Below are 18,903 nucleotides of genomic sequence, written 5' to 3'. Positions count from 1 at the left end.
GTTGTTCTTAGCGTCCGTTCGATATTTTCAAGAAGCCGCGGTCGGCCGACTTTCTTAGCGTTACGTAGGCGAGGCCGTGCGAATCCAGCGATCGGCGAGCGATTTCAAATCGGGCGCCGAACGCGAACCGGCATCCGTCGCGAAGGAGGACTTCTCCAGCGCCTTGATCTCGCGCCGCAAGTCGGAGCGTTGCGGCTCGGTCAGTCGCGCTTCCGGGCTCGTTTGAATTCGGTGCAGCAGCGTGACAACGGCAAACGGCGTCGCTTCACGCGGCATGACAAACGCCGGCGGCCCGGCGACGACGCCGACCGGCTTCTTTCGCAACATCTTCAGCGCAACCAAGCCGGCGATCAGGAGAGCTACGATGCCGCCGATCGTCCACGCCAGGTAGTTCGACCTGGCGATCGCCTTGGCTTCTTCCCCTTCGACGAGCGTGAGTTGAGCGGCCGCGTCGACCGGATCCATGTCTTTATAGGTCCGATAGACGACGGCGAACTCATTGCTCTTGGCTTTAGGAAACTCGAACGAGACGGGCTTACCGGCTCCGCGCAAGAGCGGCGTTGGGTCTAGCTCGATGGTCCAGTTTCGTTCTGAAGTTGCGTACAAACCATCGTCGCCGCTATGGAACTCGCTGACATTCAAGCCTTCGCGCGTGTCGACGTTCAATACCTTCAGGCCGAGGCCTGGGAGATCGATCAAGTCTTCCAGATCCGGCACTAAGCCGTGAGCCGAGGCGACGACATCCATCTTCAGCCGCTTATGCTCGACGAGTTCCCGTGCGTCGACGGTCTCGCTGATGGCAACCTTCGCGGCCGCGCGACGAGCCGGGGCGGCGTCGGAGACTTCGATCAACAACGGATTCGACGGCACCGGGATGACGACCTTCCCGTCGCGGTCGAAGAAGTCGAGTTCGATTTCAAGCGGCGGTACGCGATCGACCGTCGCATCCTTGGCGACCAAATGCAAATAGGCCAGCGGTGTTTCTTGCCATTTCGATGTCGTCGCGACGGCCTTGTCGGGCGCGGCGGCAACGCCTGCTTCGTCGGCTACCGCGGGTCGAGCGCCGGCGTTCGGATCGGCGAACACGATTTTCTTGATCTCAAAGAAACCACCGAGCGCGTTGCGCAACGCCTCCTCGAACCGGTCGCGATAAAAAGGTTGCTCGGTAATCGTTCGGCCCGAGACGACGCGTCGTGTTTCGTTCTGGAGGTATTTACCGAAGCCGCCGCTTTCGCGCGCCAAGTCCGCTGAATGCACCAACGTCACGAAGACGCCGAACTCGCCGGCACGATGAATCTTGTCCGAGCCGTCGAGCCGGGAGCGCAAACGAATTTCCTTCAACAACGATTCGTAATACTGCACTTTCTCTTGAGCCGGATAAACGGTCCCTTTGCGGCCTGTAATTTCGACCGCGCTCGATAGGTAGCGAAACTTCATTTCCGGGGCGATCACGTTCGCTTTCACGTTGTCGGCGACCATCGTCGAAAAGAGGCCGAGGTGAACGGCTCCCGCACCGTTGGGCAAGCTTTGCATCGCCTTCGCGATCTCTTGCAATCCCTCGCGCGTCACACCCTTGCGCAGATTGATCCCAGCGTCGTGCGAGATGCCGAGCAGGCCATAGAACCACGCCTTATACGGGACCAATGAAAACTCATCGCGTGGCAACTTCGACACCGCCGCGGCATACGATTTCGCGCCGACGCGGAATCGGTCGAGCGCTTCGCCGCTCCGCTTCAAATAGACGGCGAAGCGATCGGCATCGTCGCCGGATGCGACCGCTTGGAAGTAGGCGAACTCGGCCCAATCGGAAAGAAACGATCCGGCGACGCAATTCACTTGCCAATCGTCGGCGTGGGTCTTGAGCCAAGCGCTCGTGATCTTTTCGGCTTCGCCGTAGCCGTCGTTTACTAGTTGAAAAACGTCGCCGCTATCTCGTTTGGTCGCGGCATCGCGCTGCACCGAAAGGTCGCGCCAGTTCAAGGCCAGCTTTTGTCGCATTTTGTCGAGCAGCGACGACAACAACGTCGGCGGTATCTGCTCCAACGGCCCGAACACTTCGATGATTTGGTCGCGCGTGTAAGGCTCGGCCTTGCTATGGCAGACGTCGAACGCCGTGACCAAGAGCGCTTCGTCGAGCTGCGCGCGCGTTCCGGCATCGAGCTTGGTCAACATCGCGCCCAATTGCCGTAAGCTCTGCTCTTGCTCGGCCCGGCTTAGCACGATCGCTTGCCCTTCGAGCCGGTATTGTCGCAGCGCCTCGGGCGTGAAGTTGGGATCGTGCAACTGAGCCCAACGCGTTAGATAGGCGTTTGCCAACTCAACGGCAGCCGTCTTGTCGCGCCCGGCAAACTCGGTCAATTGCGGCAGCAGACGATCGATGTTGTCCGACATCAACGTCAGACGCGCGACGGTCAACTTCGCCGCGCTCGACAACTGTGGCTCCAACACAGCGAGCCAAGCCGCGTTAGGAGCCGAGTGCAAGACGTCCTCGATCGACACATGCTGGTGCTTACTGCGGTAGTCGGGCGGCGCGTTCTTCCAGTTGGGGTAGGTCACGAGCGTGGCTTGCGCTTCGGCGAGCCAGTTGCGCGCGAAAAGATTGGCGAAGGTGCGAGCAGGGGGTGCAGCGAGCGGCTTGCTCCCGGCGATCAATCGCAGCGCGGCTTCTTGCAATTCGAGATTGGTACTGCGGACGTCGAAATCGAAATTGTCTTGCCCGCGAGCCGTCGTTCGCCCGATGAGTCCGACGACTTCCCAGACGAGCTCCGGATGCGCACCGTCGCGCAAGAGAGCCCCGAGCTTCGCGTCGACGGCTTGCGGCGTCAGTTGAACCATCGCTTGGTGCAAGCCGGTAAGCGCTTCATCTCGTTCGTCGGCGGTTCTTGCCGGATCGTGCAACACGACGACGAGCCGGTCCCACGCTTCATCGGCCACCTTGGCGGGAGTGTCTGCCTTGACGTCGGCGACCACGCTGGGAATGTCGCTCCCCTTGAGGCCGAACTCCTTCGCTTCGGTCCAGAATTCGGCAGCCGCTAAGGCGCGTGCCGTCGCGCTGCGCAGCTTCGGATCGTTTCCGCCGAGCCGAACCGTCCCTTTTCTGAGCGCGGCCATGAGTTCCGTTTTCGTCTCGGTCTTACCGATCGAATAACTCAACAACCGGCCGATTTGCACCGTTTCTTTGTCGTCCAACGGTGCGGGAGCCGCATCGGCTACACCTAGTGCATCGGTCGGCAGAATCAGCGGCTTCGGATTGCCCCAGACTAGATCGTTGAGCAATTTCACGTAGATCCGGCTGGCCATCTCCGGAGGAAACGGAGCGATCAAGGCCCGCAACTTTTCCCACTCGCCGGCCTGGATATAAAGCAGAAACCGCTCCTCTTCGTTTGCGTTCTTCTCGGCACCGGCGTTCCAACGGGTGACGGCGCGGAAGACATCATCGGGAGTGCGCGAGATTTTGACTCGAAGAAGCGCTTCGGCGCGGTCGATAACGAGCCGCGCGGCGGCTCTGGCATCGGCCTCGGCTTTCATCGCCGCTTCGCGCACGGCGCGAGCATCGGCTTCCGCTTTAAGTTGCGCTTCGCGTGCCAGGCGAGCCTCTTCGGCCTTCTTGCGTTCTTCGGCAAGCTTGGCTTCCTCGGCTTTTCGCTTCGCGGCCTCGATCGCTTTTGCAGCCTCGGCGGCCTTTTGTGCGTCCGCCGCTTTCTTGGCGTCAGCGGCAGCCTTCTCTTCGGCTTTCTTCGCTTCCGCTTGCTTGAGTTCCAATTGCTTAAGTTCGGCCTGTTTCGCTTCAAGCTGCTTCGCTTCAGCTTGTTTTTCTTCGGCCGTTTTGTCGGCAGCGTGGGCCACAACCGGCAGCGCGTTCGTTGCAGCTAGAACCAAGCCGAAGCAGGCGATCGTGCGTAAGCGAAGTCTCAACATGGAAATCAACATCTCATGATCTCGAACGAATGCGTGACGAACTTTAATTACCTAATTCGAACTCAGGGGGCGTCAACTCGCTGGAGTTGAGCGTCGGAGCGCGGGGACGATTGTCTGGCGGTGCCACACCACTGCCGGTGGTCGGCGGAGTCGGCCGAACGAAAGCGAGTGCGGCGCCTCCCCCTCCTCCGCCGCCGCTCGGAGTCGGCGGTTGCGGCAAGTTCGCCGACTTGATCACCACCTCGAGATTCTTCCGATCCAAGCCGTTGCGACTCGCCGGGCTATGCTCCGCGAGGAAACGAAAGTTCTGCCGCGATAGTTCCCAGTGTTTCATCCAAACTTGCTTCTCGGCCGATTCGAGCCGAAGCGCGGCCATCGCTTGATAGTGAACCCGACCGAGCAGGTCGCGAGCGTCGAGCGTAACCGGCGACGCCGGCCCATGCGTCGCTTCCGTCTGCTTCACGAACTGCTCCAAGTCGGCGATCGTGTCGGCGAGTTTGCCGAGTTGAAAGGCGGCCCGAATTTGGGAAAGCCGTAGTTGATCGCGCGACATCGCCACGGCCGAGGCATCGTCGTTCGACGACGGCACCGCACTGAGCGCTTCGCCATACGCCGCGACCGCTTGTTCCCAATGCCCTGCGGTTTCCGCGGCGCCGGCCTTAGCGCGAAGCTTCGCCGCATCTTGCCAGGCAAGAGCCTGTCGGCCGGGGCCGAAGTGATAACTCAACAACGCGACCGGAACGAGCAACCACAACAACACCAACCACTTCTTGATTTGCTTAGCGTATTTCATGCGACCACCTCCGGCTCACGCATCGGTATCGTCGGCACTACCGGCTCATCGTCGTCGTCCTCGCGGCGTCGCGAAACCGGGAGCTCGCGTTCGGCGTTCCAACTACTACCGAAGTATTCCAATAAGAGCGGAATGAGTGTGAACAACGCCGCTCCAACGGCAACCGCCACCAAAGCCAAATCTTTCCAAGTCAATCCGCGCCGTGCGGGCTGCGGCGGCGTGATCGCCAGTTGCGCGAGCGCCGATGTCGGCACATGGCGATTGTTCACATCGTAGTAAGCGCCACCCATTTCCGACGCTAATCGGCGAAGAATACCTACTTGCTGCCGCGAGTCGTGGCCGTCGATGATCGTGCCGATAATCGGATCGCCGACGGCGTAGATCTGCACTTGATGAACCGATCGAGGCAGCCTCGGAATCTGACTAAAATCGACTGTGTCACCGTCCGTGCAAAGAATCAGAGTCGTACTTTTGGGAGTCCAATCGCGAGCCATATCGGCCGCGGCTTGAATCCCTGCGATGACGTCCGTCTTGCCGGGCTCGAAGGCCCAAACGAGCGGCAAATTGTCGAGCACGTTCCGAATCACGGACGTATCGAAGGCATCGACGACCACCGGTCGGGCCGAAGAGAAGAACGCGATGATGCTGAACCGCGTTCGCCCGAGTGAGATGCGGGGGAAGATTCCTTCGATCACTTGCAGCACCCGCGCGCGTCGTTGCAGATCGCGGTTCGGGCCGGAGTCGCTGATCGCCATGCTGGGCGATACGTCGAGCAAGAGGATAACCCGCTGTAAGTCTTCGGGCTTGATTTCTTCGGTCGTATTGCCGGTCGTGTCGAGTCCTTCGGTCGGAGAGATAGCGAGCACGGTGAATCCCCAAGCCAAGGCAGTCGCCGCAACGACGCGCAATAGCGGTACGGCTCGCGTCCAACGCCGCGGTGCGCCACTGGGCCCGAATGCCAGCCAGCCGACGGCCCGAGAACGCTGACTATGGATTCGCTCGGCCCAAACCGCCATTAGCAACACGACCGCTGCGAGCGGCGCGGCAAAGTAGTTCGGGTTCAACTCCGTCGAAAACATGACGAGTACCGGAAAAGCCCCGAAGGGGAAACTCGACGAGCAAACTCAACGAGTGCAGGAGGGACAAACAGTAGAACGAACGGAGCGAAGAAGGCGGGAAGCAAACGTCTAGCGGGGCTCGGCCAGCCGTGAATACGTCGCGGCTGGGCGAGAGAATTCCATATAATCTAGTCGGCCGACCTCGCTCTCGCACCCTATTTTCCGAAGGAATCAACTGAGAGATCACGATAATTTCCGATCCGTTCGATTCATCGGCTTCGCACGGACGTTGAAGGGATCGCAGCCTGCTCCAATTTTCAGTAAGTCTGCCGAACATCTTGAAACTAAGGCGAGAACACATAAGATTCTCCCCTCGCAGACTTAGCGACGAAGCCTTCGGCTACCCGCTAACTCGAAGTATTTTGCAAGAAGCAACCATTCGGATTCATGATGAAAGCTAAGGTTTCCGTCGCCGCTTCGTTTGTCGGATCAGGCGTTTTTGCCGAACACGAATTCAAACGAGGCGACATCATCGGCGAAGTCCGCGGTCAGGTATTGGCTGGCGAGGGAGACGAATACGCGATCGGTTTGGACGACACCTTTACGCTCGATCCCGCCGCGCCATTTCGGTTCTTAAACCATTCTTGCCGCCCCAATGCCGAGTTCTTCACCGACGAGCGGAAGCGCGGCAAGCATCTCCGGATGTTCGTCGGTGCGTTGCGACGCATCAAGCTGGGCGAAGAATTGACGATCTCCTATGGCTGGGCAGCGAAAGACGCCGTCCCCTGCCGTTGCGGCACGGAGAAGTGCCTCGGCTGGATCGTCGATCCGAAGCAACTTCATTTGGTCGCTCCGCAGGCAAAGCCGAAATCGAAGCCGAAGCCGCTCGGCAAGCGGAAGTCGGCGTAAGCCCGACAGGCGCGTTCCTGCGACTTGAGGCTGCGACGAATCCCGTGCATCGGGTATTCTTGTCGCACCATGACTATCTCGCGCGACCGTTGCTACGGCTGTTTTCGTCCCCGAGGCGATTGCTTTTGCGCCGCGATTCCCAGCATCGCAAACCGGACTGAGATCGTGATCTTGCAGCATGTGCGCGAGCGATTTCATCCGTTTAATACGGCCCGCATCGTCAGCCGAGCCTTACGGAATTCCACGCTCCTCGTAGATCAAACCGATCGCATCGCAGCGCGGCTTGCTCTCCAGCCAAACTCCGCAATTCTTTATCCCGGTCGCGATGCCGCGCTCCTCGACGATTTGCCGGTCGACCGACGCCCGCAGCAACTCCTCATTCTCGACGGTACCTGGCATCATGCGAAAACGATGATGCGCGACATTCCGATCCTCGGCACGTTGCCTCGCTTTCGGCTTGCGCCGACGATGCCTGGGCGCTACAGAATTCGCCGCGAACCGGACGCGATTTCCCTTTCCACGGTCGAAGCGACCGTCGCCGCACTATTGGCGTTGGAGCCCGACACGCCGGACCTCGATCGGCTCATCGGAGCATTCGATGCGATGGTCGAGCGCCAATTGGCGCATCCCAAAGCGGAGTACGGCCGGCGACACATCCGACGTCATCGGATCACTCCGAAGAATATTCCCTCGGCGCTACTCGGCGACTTGCGGAACGTCGTCGTCGCCTACGGAGAATCCTCGATCGGAGGTCGTGGAAGCGAAAGCCGTGCGAGAGCACCGGTCTATTGGGTCGCCGAGCGGTTGAGCACCGGCGAACGCTTTCAAGCCACGCTCCGACCGGCCGCTCCCTTCTCAAACACGTTTCTCGAACATCTCGAACTCAGCGAGACCGACTTCGCCGAAGCCTTGACGATTTCCGAATTTCGCGAAGCTTGGCGTTCGTTCATCGACGACGACGAAATCCTCGCCGTCTACAACCCCGGCACCGCTCGTTTGCTAACCCAGACCGATGCCGACTTCTGCCGCACGCTGGTCCTAAAATCGGTCGATCTGGATCCGCAGCGCCGGTTCGTCACGCTCGAAGAACAACTCGCCGCCGAAGGAGTCGTCCCGCTTCCGACAGAGCTTCCCGGTCGTGCCGGTCGGCGGTTGGCGAATGTCGCCGCATTCGTACGGCACTTGAACGTCACGGCCACGCCGAGTATCGACATCCGGTAGACTACCGCGTCGGCGGCTCACCGGTCGCAACTTCATTTTCCAAACTTCGTGATCGGCCGAACGCAATGCCTGACCTGACCGCGTGGCAATGGACGTTGGCCTTCGTCGCCGCTTCCGGAATCGGTATCTCGAAGAGCGGCTTCGCGGGCTTCGGCCTGTTCCACATCGTGATCTTTTCCGGTTTGTTCGGAGCGCGAGAATCAACCGGGATCCTGCTCCCGCTTCTGATCGTCGGCGATGTCACCGCCGTGTCGGTGTTTCGTCGGCATGCGCGCTGGGACTACATACGCCGAATCCTGCCGCCGGCCGTGGTCGGCGTCGTCGTCGGCTGGTGGATGATGGGCCGGCTCGACGACACCACGTTCAAGCCCCTCATCGGCGCGATCATCTTGCTCTTGGCCGTGCTGCAAGCAGCCCGGATGTGGAAGCCCGCTTGGTTTTCCGAGATCCCGCATGCCCGTGCTTTCGCCTGGACGCTCGGCTTCACGGCCGGCATGACGACGATGTTGGCGAACGCGGCGGGCCCGATCGTGGCGATCTACCTGGTCGCCGTGAGCTTGCCCAAGTACGAGTTCGTCGGCACCAGCGCTTGGTTCTTTCTCATCATCAACGTGCTGAAAATTCCCTTCAGCACCGGGCTCGGGCTCATTCGCCCCGACACTCTATCGCTGAATCTGACTCTTGCGCCGGCCGTCGTGGCGGGCCTGCTTGTCGGCCGAAAGCTCGTGCATTACATCCCGCAGCGCTTGTTCGATAGCTTGCTGCTCACCTTCGCCGCCGTTGCCGGGCTGCGCATGGTCGGCGTTTTCTAAGGGGCCATCTCCAACCTATCGCATTCGGATTCACTAACGAATAAAGGAGGAATCTATTGCGTTGCTAGGCCTACAAATTGTTAACTCTGCTAACGTCTTCTTCCAAAGGGACTCTCGTAGTCGATATACGTCCCTGCCGATATTGTCGAAATAGTCTGAGTTTGTCGAGCAGTAACTATTTACGGTACGTGCTGGAGTTGACGCTGTGGTGTCTCTCCAGAACTCCTGATCTAAGAGAATTTTAGTAATTTCGTTGGATCGGAAAGGTCTTGACGGTCCGCGTTGATGAATGATGCGCAACATTGCCTTCAAGAGCCCGGTGCTTGGATTGCCATCCCTCCGCATGCCCATCATGCTCATCTCCATTAAAGATTCGCGATATGTCGTTTATGCGCGTCATCCTAACGCACAGCGATATCCAATACGAATTGGTTAAACAAATAGAAAATAGAAAACGGACGCTTGGTGAGAATGTTTGACTGGAGCTCTCCAACAAGGCAAGCTTATTGCTGCATCTTCCGATAGCGTTCCGATTTACGAAGGAAAATGAAATATGGTTCGCACTATCGCGGACAGGCTTAGACGCATTGTTATCGTCGCTCTTGTATTATTTGCGCCTAAGCTTTCGACAATGCCGGCCGTGGCGGAAGATTGGCCGCAATTCCGCGGCCCGAACTGCTCGGGAATTTCGACGTCGAAACTTCCCTTGCCGGCGACATTCTCGGCGACGGAGAACCTCAAATGGACTGCGCCGCTCGGCGATGGCGTCGGCTCTCCGACGATCGCAGCGGGGCGCGTGTTCATCTCTTCGATGACCGGGCCGAACGAAGTCGCCCTGACGGCATTCGACGGCAAATCAGGCGCGAAGCTCTGGCAACGGACTTGGCCGACCGGTGAGTTGCCCGACGTCCACATGACGAACAGCCAAGCGTCGACCACTCCGGCTGCCGATGCCGAGCGCGTCTACTTCTACTTCGCGACGCTCGGTATGCAATGCGTCGATGCCGCGACCGGCGCCGATCGTTGGAAAGCCGAGTTGCCCGAACCGTACTATGTCTTCAAGTGGGGGCCGGGCATGTCTCCCATCTTGCATGACGATCTCCTGATCTTCTGCCAAGACGACGATCTTTCGCCGGCTATTTATGCTTTCGACAAAGCGACCGGAAAGCTCCGCTGGAAAGACGATCGCGATGATATGTGCGCCGGCTATTCGCACCCGATCATCAACACCACGCCGCAAGGTGATGAGCTCGTCGTAGCAGGGACCGGCATGCTGCTCGGTTACGATCTCGCCACCGGCCGCCGCAAGTGGTTCGCCCGTTCGCTGTTGCGGAATATCAAGACCACGCCGGTGAGTCGCGATGGGATCGTCTACATCTCCCTCCAAAGCAGCGGTGTCGCCAGGCAATGGATCGCGTCGATCGATCAATGGCAGACGAACAATCGCGACGGCAAAGTGACGCGAGAAGAGTTGCAGGCCTTCGTCGGCAAGAAGAAAGTGCCTGAAGCGTTTTTCAAGAAAACGTTTGCCCGCGGCGACCTCAACGGCGACGGCGCACTGGAAGGAGAAGAGCTCGACAAAGCGTTTCTGCCGCCGGGCAACTCCGCCGGCGCAAGCTTCGACTCCGCGAATCCGGCCGATGAATACGTGCTGGCGGTGCGCGGCGGAGGCGAAGGAGACGTAACCAAAACGCACGTCTTATGGCGTCATTCGACGAAGCACACCGACCACATCGTGTCGCCGATGGTCGTCGCCGGGAGGATGCTCTTAGTGAAATGCGGCGGCATCGCCACTTGCTTCGAAACGGACGCAGGCAAGCTCCTGTGGGGGCCGAAGCGCATCGAGAACGGCGGCGACTACTTCGCATCGCCGGTTTACGGCGACGGAAAGATATACGTCGCCGGGGAAAACGGCACCATCGTCGTGCTCAACGACACGCCCGAACTGGAAGTGCTGGCAAAGAACACGGTCGACGGCTCGATCGTCGCCACGCCGGCCATCGCCGACGGCCGACTCTTCGTCCGAACGCGCGAAGCTTTGCTCTGCTTCGGGCTCTAAGCCTCGCGCGCGAACGTCGCCGTGCCCGGTTCCGAGATCGGCAACACGACCATCAGCGGATCCCCTGCGCGCACCGTAGGAAACGTCCGCAACAAGAGAACCGTGCCGGAGTCGTATGCTGCGATATCGACGGCCTGTTCGCCGAGCGGATCGGTAATCGTGCCGATGATTTGACCTCGTTCGATTACGTCGCCAAGTGCGACGCGCGGCGCGAAATATCCTGCGACCGGTGCTTGGCTCTGCACTTGCAAATGCCCGCTCTGGTCCCGATCGTCTTCGATGAAATATCGACACGGCTCCGGTGCCGCCGGCGTCGACTCTTGGAGCGAACCATCGTCTAAGATGCCGAAGGCCCGAGCGACGTTGCGACAACCTTCAACCATCTCGGAGACACGACGCGCATCGCACATCCCGCCTCCGCCGTTTTCGACATAAATCGCAGGCACCCCGGCATCGCGCGCGATCGAAAGCGAACGACCTTGCAGTCGACCGTTCGTTCCCCAAACCACGGGCAGGCCGAAAGCCCGAGCCATCACACGCTGCTGAGCGAGGATGTTCGGATCTTCATGCAAAACGTAGCCGGCCAACGGAAGCATTTGAAACACGGTGCCGGCGGTATGCAGGTCGATATAGAAATCGGCTTCGCGAATCAAGCGACTCAGCGCTGCCGCGATACGCTCGGTCGTCGAGCCATCATCGCGACCGGGACAGGTGCGCGCGAGATCGAGTTCGTCTTCGGCCGTTCGTTCGCCACGTAAGAAAGCCGGCTCATTGACGACCGGCACCAACGTAATTCGTCCGCGAACCTGTGCCGGATCGATCGTTTCGAGCAGTCGGCGTATCGCCGCCATCGGCTCGAACTCATCTCCATGCACGCCGCCGGTAATCAGCAGATGCGGCCCATCGAGAGGGCCGACGATCGATTTCGTTTTTAATTTCCAAGCGTCCATCATATCGATAGTTTCCCAGGCTCACGGTGCGAGATGAAGTGTGTCGTTCTTCCGGACGACGTTACCGGATGTAACCAATCGTTCTAAGCTGCCGGCGATGACCTCTTTCAGGGCGGGTGTCGTCGTCTTGAAACCAAGCATTCGGGCAACCGCGACGATGCACTCGTCGTCCACGACGCCGAGATGACCCGCGATCAATACTTTTACGGCCCGCTCGATCTCGGCCGGCGGCAACATCTCGGGCTTCTTCAAGCCGCTCGATGTCACATCCTCGCGATTGCGAATCGGCACGATCGTCTGCTCGGCCGGCCGATAGAAACCACCATCGACAACGACCGCCCTCGCTTTCACAGCCTCGGCCAAAGCCGCCGCCACGGCCTGAGCGATACGCGTTCCGGTGCGCGACGCACCGCTGAGCGACACCAACCGGCGCTCGATTTCCTCTTCGTGAATCGGCCCTTCGACGCGCACGACACGCACCGCGAACTCCATCAATGTCGATAGCGGCATGTCGGGAATCGATTGCTTGCCGCTGATTTTGAAGATCGCTTCTTCATAAGGAACGCTCGGCTCTGCGGCCTCTTGTCGCTCTTCACGCGCAATGACGGGCACCACGGTTTTCGTCGGGGCAACCGGCTTATTCTCCGCCGGTGCGACGTTCGCCACCGTCGCCGGTTGCGGTTTTACGAGCCTCGCTTTTTCCGCTTCCGCTTTCAAAGCCTCGGCTTTCGACTTCGCCGCGAGTAGCGCCGCGGCCTTCGCAGCATCGATCGCCGTCGTGAGCTTGGCGAGTTGCTCTTTCGGGCGGTTAAACCAATCGATGCTCCAGATCCGATGAATCTTCCAACCACGATCTTCCAGCACCTGCTGTCGCAGTCGATCTCGATCGCGTGAGGAGCGCGCCGCATCGTATTGCAGACCATCGCACTCGATACCGAGCACGTAACCGTCGGGCAGTTCCGGATCGACGACTGCCAGATCGACGAAGAAGCCCGCCACTCCGACCTGTGCTTCGACTTGATAGCCGGCCTTGTGCAATGCCTCGGCCACTTGCCGCTCGAACTCGGTTGCGAAACGCGAGGCGGTCGTCGCGCCGGCGTCGAGTAAACCGGTTTGCGCGTATTGGAGAAACGTCTTAAACGCTTTCGCGCCAACCGCCGTAGCTCGCCCGAGATCGATATCGTCGGCCGTGATCGAGGAGAACACTTCGCAACTGGCTCGGGCACGGCTGATCAGCACGTTTAAGCGTCGTTCCCCTCCCTTGTTCGAGAGCGGGCCGAAGTTCATCGCCAGCGAGCCGGACTTATCGCGCGCATAGCCGACGGAAATGAAAATCGTTTCTCGTTCGTCTCCTTGAATGTTCTCCAAATTCTTCACGAAGAACGGCTCCGGCCCACCGGTCGCAAAGAATTCTTCCGTGTCCTTCGAGTCGCGACGGAGAACTTCGAGCTCGTCGAGAATGGCATCGCGTTGGCTGACGGAAAACGCCCCGACCCCAAGCGAGACTTGCGGCTGCGTGCGGGCGTGTTTCATCACCGCTTCCGCCACGACATGCGCTTCGATTCGATTCGTCGCCGTAGCGCCACGATCGAAGCGGCCCTCCTTAACGAGATTGAACTTCAACCCTTCGCCGGCGGCGCGTAGGGGGCTAGGAAAAATGAACAGCTTGTCGTCGTAGAATTCATGGTTCGAGACGGCGATCAGCGATTGATGACGGCTTCGATAATGCCAGCGCAACATCCGTTCGGCCATCTGTTGCGATTTGCAAAGCGCCAACACGCTATCGAGATCTCCGACGTTGAAATCATCGACACCTTCTTCGCTTTCGGTATCGCTCCCTTCCAACACGTCGAAAAATCGAGTCGGCGGCAATTGTTTATCATCGCCGACCACGACGACTTGCCCGGCACGCGCAATCGCTCCGAGCGCATCTTCCGGCCGAACCTGGCTCGCCTCATCGAACACAAGCAGATCGAAAGTCGTGCTGGTCGGATCGAGATATTGCGCGACCGACATCGGGCTCATCATGAACACCGGCTTGATCGCTTGGATCGCGCGGCCGGCTTCTTTGATCAACCGGCGTATCGGCTTATGATTCTTGCGCTTCTTGATTTCATGCTGCACGATTCCAAGTTCGCCGAGCTCCGAAGTTCCGGTCGGAATTGAACGATGATGGGCCGCGGCGACTTCGAGCCGGGTAAGATCGATCCGCTGCCGGTCGGCGGCTTGGAAAAGCTCGCGAACTTGAGCATACGACTTCCCATCGAACTGCGCAAGGCTTGGCCGAGCCGCGAATGAGGCGCGAATCAGACTCTCGAAATAACCCATCGTAAACTGATCGACTGCCGCCGCCGGTGCGATCGTGCCCCCCTCCAACATGCTCGGTAAGTTGCCGAGCCCTTCTTTTTCTAGAGCGGCGCGACCATGCCGGTAAGCGATCCATTTCGTCAGCGACTCGAACTCTCCTTGCCACGCCCTGAGCCGATCTCGCAATGCGGTGAGGGGCACTTCCTCAAGCGTTGCGCGCTCGAAGCCGCTGGGCACATCGAGCTTCAACTCCTGAAAGACATCGCGTACATCGGCGAGCAACTTCTGCGCATCGGCGGCGACGACGTTTGCGGCCTCCCGCCCCTTCGGCGTGGGTTGCAGGCCCGACATCGCGGCCCGTAGCGGAGCGGAGATTCCTGCCGTACGGCACTCCGCTTCCCATTGCTCGATGGCTCGCAACGCTCCCCAATCGGATTTCTCACCGGTCCACAAACTCCCGAAAGCCGAGCGCCCGACTTCGGCCGTTTGCTGTTCGGTGCCGAGTTTTTTTTGCGCCGCTTGTCGACGTGCCAAGGCATCGAGAATGGCGACGCGGTCGTCGAAGTGTTTCGGCAGCGGGCCGATCAGAATGGCTTGAAACGACGCGATCGCGGCCCGATAAACGCCGAAAAACCAGCGATACCAAATGCGACCGTACTTGACGATCACATCGCGCACCTCGGTCATGTCGCGCGTCCACGCCTCGGGCCTTAACACTTGCTCGAGCTTCGCGCGGGTATCACCGAGCGTAAAGCCAGCTTCCACTAAAGCCGTGATCAACTCACGATTCTTGTCCCACACCGCGTCGGCAATCGCCGCACGATCCATCGCCGGCGCTTTCGCCAACGCATCGACCATTCGAACCAGCCCTGCGGTTTCGGACATCGAGCGCGCGCCCTGCGGTTGATGCAGTTCAACGGCTAGCGTATCGCTCGTAGCGATCAAAGCGCCGAGTCGTTCGACCAGCGGCGGCAAGCGCTGCTGCAATCGCGGTGCGTTCATCGGCAGCCAAGCCTCGAGCATCACGCCGCGCCAGGGGTGCTGCGCAGGAACACCGATGTCGGTAATATGCGTCGCGGTATTGCGGAGCAAATTCACTTTTTCAGCAACGGCATCCGGCGTCCATTTCAATGGCTCGACCAGTGCGAAGTCGGTCGTTTGAATACCGGAGGCTTGCAACCGACAAACGTCGCCGAGGATCTTAAACGGAGACAGGCCCGCGGGCATGAGCGGCGCATGCAAATCGGCGACGTGGGCGTTCAGCCGATCTTTCAGCTTCGCCAGCGAGGTCGCTTGTTGTTCGGTGTACTCTTGCTTAGGGGCTCCGAGTGCGAGCGTGCGTTCGAGCTCTTGAAGAACGAGCCGCTTATTGGCCTTGGCGCTATGGAGTTCCAAGCAGATGTCGCCGAGGCCGATGTTATCGAACCGCCGTTTGACGACACTCAAAGCCGCCATCTTCTCGGCGACGAACAAGACCTTTTTGCCTGCTTTTACGGCCGTCGCGATGATGTTCGCGATCGTCTGCGACTTTCCCGTGCCGGGAGGGCCTTGGATGACAAGGTTCTGCCCGCGCCTCGTTTCTTCCGTCGCCATCGCTTGCGAGCTGTCGGCATCGACGACGTGCGTCTGATCGAGCGGCGTCAGCAGAGTATCCAATCGATCGGTCTCGGAACAGAACGGCGGCTGCGGCCGGAAACCGTTGCCGAGCAACGAAGAGATCAGCGCATGCTTCTCGATCGACGCAGCCTCGGGCCAAGTTGCCGGATCGAGGTCGCGGTACATCAGAAACTTCGTGAACGAAAAGAACCAGACAAGCATGTCGTCGGGCAAAACTTCCCAACCGGCCTTCCCCTCGATCGCGCGGCGCACTTCATCGAAGTAGGCCGTCGGCGAGAATTCGTCGGACTCGATCACCTCGGGGAACTTCAAGCCGAAGTCGGCGAAGAGCTTCGCTTGCAACGAAAGATTCGTAGCCGTTTCTTCCTCGCGCCAGCTTAAGCGAAAATTCGAGCCGACATCCGAGCGACTCAGTTCGACCGGGATCAACAACAGCGGCGCGTAACGTGCTTGATCGGCCTTCTCAGGCTCGTACCATTTCAAGAAGCCCAGCGCCAAATACAGAATGTTGACTCCCTGCTCCTCTTCGTACGTGCGGGCATCGTAGAACAGACCGAGCAAGCGCTTCTGCAACGCTTCGGACGAGAGACCCGTTTGAAGTCGATTGTCGGTGTGGCGCTTCGTCGCTTCGGCTTCCGTTTCGTCCGGTTGGTAGAGCCGCAGCTCGGCATCGTCGTCGGACGCTGCCGCCTCGGCTTCCGCGGCCGTCGACGCTTCGCCGGCGGCGTTCTTCGATTCGAAATCGACTTGCGGCGCATCGCGAAAAGATTTCTTTCCCTTCTTCGGCTCCTCGTCGTCTTTCGCGCCGAGACGAGAAGCGAAAGCAAAGCTCTTCTTCTCGGTAACGAGCAGTCGGAACAGATCTTCGGCCCGTTCGCCGACGATCTCGATATTGCGCCCTTTCGCTTTCCGCGGCGTATTGAGCAGACGATTGCGTAAAGTCAGATCGAGCAAGCCTTGCTTCGTTTTCGTCAGTCGATCGGCTACGGTTCCTTGCGGAGCAGACATATCGGGCCTTTTGATCGATAACGCAATATGCGCCGTTTTTGATGACACTCGTCGTCTCTTTAGAATAGCCGCGGAGCACCGTCGGTTTCTACGACCTCGGAAACGATTCGCCGAGTTTGCCTTCGCCCGACATGCAGCACGATCTTATCGCGTAGACTCGAACGATTATTCCTAACATGCCTCGTGCCGAACTTATCTCTCGACTCGCGCTTGCATCGGCCGAGCCGCAGGTTTATCGTGGCGGGGCTCGCCGTTGCTCGCTTCCTTCGAAGCGGCACGGCCGCGTTGCCCTTGAGCACCAGAACCACCGGCCCTCGCCACGATGAAGCACCCGAACGAAGATCCCGTAGTGACCAGTTCACGCCGCGAGGCGATCTGGACGTTGCTCATTTGGTGTACGGCACTCGTCTACAGCGTGAGCTATTGCTATCGCTACGGCTACAATCGCCCGCTGGATAAGTCGCTCGCCGGAATGAAGTTTTACTTCGGGTGGCCCGATTGGGTTTTTTGGGGAATCGTCGTGCCGTGGCTGACGTGCGTCGTCGTGTCGGCGCTATTTGCGTTCGTCTTCATGCGCGACGGCAAACTGGCCGACGATCTCGATGTCGACGCCGAAGAGGAGCTTAACTAATGGGCTCCTTGCTCGAAAATCTTTCGCAATACGGCGTGTTGTTCGCACTCGTCACGATCATCGGCATCAGCGGCTGGATCGGCGTCGTCGCGCAAAGGGCCGTCAGCCGCGGTTCGTTCTTGAAAGGATTCTTCCTCGGCAATCGAGGGCTCGGCGTGTGGGCGATGGCACTCACGGCCACGGTGCAAAGCGGCGGCACTTTTATGGGCGTTCCGTCGCTCATCTACACTTTCGGATTCATCGTCGCGCTTTGGATCGGCAGCTACATGCTCGTGCCGCTCACCGGTTTCGCGGTGGTCGGCAAACGGCTTTCGCATCTGTCGCGACGGACCAACGCCGTGACGGTGCCCGACCTTTTTCGCGGCCGGTTCGATAGCCCTGCGCTGGGGCTAACGTCGAGCATCGTGCTGCTCTTCTTCTTGAGCTTTATGCTCATGGCGCAATTCAAAGCCGGCGCGATCGTGATGAAGCTCGCTTGGCCCGAGAACGCCGTGATGGTTCTCGCTGAAGATACGATCGACCTCGACAGGCAATACTATATCGGCCTCACGATCTTCACGATCGTCGTCGTCGGCTATACGCTCTTCGGCGGCTTTCTGGCAAGCGTTTGGACCGACATGTTTCAAAGCGTGCTGATGGCGATCGGCGTGACCATTCTGCTTTGCCTCTCGCTCAATGCCGCCGGAGGATTGGAAAAAGCAACGCACGACGCCGTCGCAAATACCGACGTCGGCTTCGTAACGGGCCCGGGCTATGGCCGCGATTTTCTCCCCTTAGGGTTGGCCTGTTCCTATTTCTTCGTTTGGATTTGGGGCGGCATCTCTTCGCCGGCAAGCGTCGTGCGCGTGATGGCCGCCAAGAGCACGGCGACTTTGCGGCGCTCGATCGTCGTGTTGGCCGTTTATAATCTGTTCATCTATTTGCCGCTGATCGTCGTCTGCATTTGCGCTCGATCGTTGATTCCCCATCTCGATCAGCCGGATGAAGTCATTCCGCGAATGTCGATCATGTTGACCAAGCAATTCACCGGCGGCTCGTTCATCTCCGGCCTGATTCTTGCCGCCCCGTTCGGAGCGGTGATGGCAACCGTGAGTTGCTATCTCGTCGTGATCGCGTCGGGAATCGTGCACGACATTTATCAGCGAGTCTTCAATCCACACGCCTCCGAAAAGCAGATTCGCTTCATGACGCATGGCGCCATGATCTTCATCGGCGCCGTAGCGCTCGTGGCGAACATTTATCCTCCGCGGTTCTTACAATCGCTAGTCGTGTTTTGCACCTCGGGACAAACGGGCGGCTTCCTCGTTCCGCTCGTAATGGCTTGCTACTGGCGGCGCGCGACCAAACAAGGGGTCATCGCGGCGATGGCCTCCGGTGCGCTCACGTTGCTCGCGCTCTACGCGACCGGTTGGATCGGTTACGGACTCGGCGGCTGGAGCGATCCCGGCATCGCCCAGGCGACGGCTTTCCGCCCATACTTCCTATTAGGGCTCGAACCGGTCGTGTGGGGAATCGCCGTTTCCGCGGTCGCGGGCATCACGGTGAGTCTACTGACGCCCCCGCCCGATGAGGCGCTCGTTCGCCGGATGTTCGACATTGAACCGAGCGCCGTATAACGGG

At 59.5% G+C, this 18,903-nt stretch carries 11 protein-coding genes; 6 read left to right on the top strand and 5 right to left on the bottom strand.

What is annotated here, in order from left to right:
- Positions 1-60: 60 nt before the first annotated feature.
- The 3 genes from K8U03_15450 to K8U03_15440 are packed head-to-tail and all read right to left on the bottom strand — an operon-like array spanning position 61 to position 5,790.
- Positions 61-3,918 (bottom strand): hypothetical protein, encoded by a 3,858-nt coding sequence (locus K8U03_15450; protein MCE9606291.1) that lies wholly within the window; start codon positions 3,916-3,918, stop codon positions 61-63.
- Positions 3,919-3,961: 43 nt separating this feature from the next.
- The gene (locus tag K8U03_15445) at positions 3,962-4,711 is read right to left on the bottom strand and encodes a hypothetical protein (protein ID MCE9606290.1); all 750 of its coding nucleotides are present in this window, start codon (positions 4,709-4,711) and stop codon (positions 3,962-3,964) included.
- Positions 4,708-5,790 carry a VWA domain-containing protein gene (locus tag K8U03_15440; GenBank protein MCE9606289.1) on the bottom strand — a complete coding sequence of 361 codons (1,083 nt, stop codon included), beginning with the start codon at positions 5,788-5,790 and terminating at the stop codon, positions 4,708-4,710. Before K8U03_15440 ends, K8U03_15445 begins: the two co-directional genes overlap by 4 nt.
- A 426-nt stretch (positions 5,791-6,216) precedes the next feature.
- On the opposite strand from K8U03_15440, the gene K8U03_15435 reads away from it, so the two are divergent.
- The 4 genes from K8U03_15435 to K8U03_15420 all read left to right on the top strand — a co-directional run bounded on the left by K8U03_15435 (position 6,217) and on the right by K8U03_15420 (position 10,770).
- Positions 6,217-6,678 carry an SET domain-containing protein gene (locus K8U03_15435; protein ID MCE9606288.1) on the top strand — a complete coding sequence of 154 codons (462 nt, stop codon included), beginning with the start codon at positions 6,217-6,219 and terminating at the stop codon, positions 6,676-6,678.
- A gap of 69 nt (positions 6,679-6,747) precedes the next feature.
- Complete coding sequence (locus tag K8U03_15430; protein MCE9606287.1) at positions 6,748-7,899, top strand: DTW domain-containing protein; 1,152 nt, start codon at positions 6,748-6,750, stop codon at positions 7,897-7,899.
- A 65-nt stretch (positions 7,900-7,964) separates the two neighbouring features.
- Entirely contained in the window at positions 7,965-8,711 is a 747-nt protein-coding gene (locus tag K8U03_15425; protein ID MCE9606286.1) for a sulfite exporter TauE/SafE family protein, read from the top strand.
- A 553-nt stretch (positions 8,712-9,264) separates the two neighbouring features.
- On the top strand, positions 9,265-10,770 hold the full coding sequence (locus K8U03_15420; protein ID MCE9606285.1) for a PQQ-binding-like beta-propeller repeat protein: 1,506 nt from the start codon (positions 9,265-9,267) through the stop codon (positions 10,768-10,770).
- On the opposite strand, the gene K8U03_15415 is transcribed toward K8U03_15420, so the two are convergent.
- Positions 10,767-11,723, bottom strand: a complete 957-nt coding sequence (locus K8U03_15415; GenBank protein ID MCE9606284.1) for a succinylglutamate desuccinylase/aspartoacylase family protein — start codon at positions 11,721-11,723, stop codon at positions 10,767-10,769. The genes K8U03_15420 and K8U03_15415 overlap by 4 nt on opposite strands.
- Before the next feature lie 18 nt (positions 11,724-11,741).
- Positions 11,742-16,652, bottom strand: coding sequence for a DUF3320 domain-containing protein (locus K8U03_15410; protein MCE9606283.1), 4,911 nt, complete (start codon positions 16,650-16,652; stop codon positions 11,742-11,744).
- A gap of 322 nt (positions 16,653-16,974) precedes the next feature.
- Here K8U03_15410 and K8U03_15405 point away from each other — a divergent pair, with 322 nt between their 5' ends.
- Both K8U03_15405 and K8U03_15400 read left to right on the top strand, forming a co-directional pair.
- Entirely contained in the window at positions 16,975-17,283 is a 309-nt protein-coding gene (locus K8U03_15405) for a DUF997 family protein (protein MCE9606282.1), read from the top strand.
- Positions 17,283-18,899, top strand: a complete 1,617-nt coding sequence (locus tag K8U03_15400) for a sodium:solute symporter (protein MCE9606281.1) — start codon at positions 17,283-17,285, stop codon at positions 18,897-18,899. Before K8U03_15405 ends, K8U03_15400 begins: the two co-directional genes overlap by 1 nt.
- Positions 18,900-18,903 lie beyond the last annotated feature (4 nt).

The organism is Planctomycetia bacterium, from assembly GCA_021413845.1.
Classification (GTDB): Bacteria; Planctomycetota; Planctomycetia; order Pirellulales; family PNKZ01; genus PNKZ01.
The sequence above is the reverse complement of the archived record's forward strand: the minus strand, read 5'-3'. Positions and strand labels throughout refer to the sequence as shown.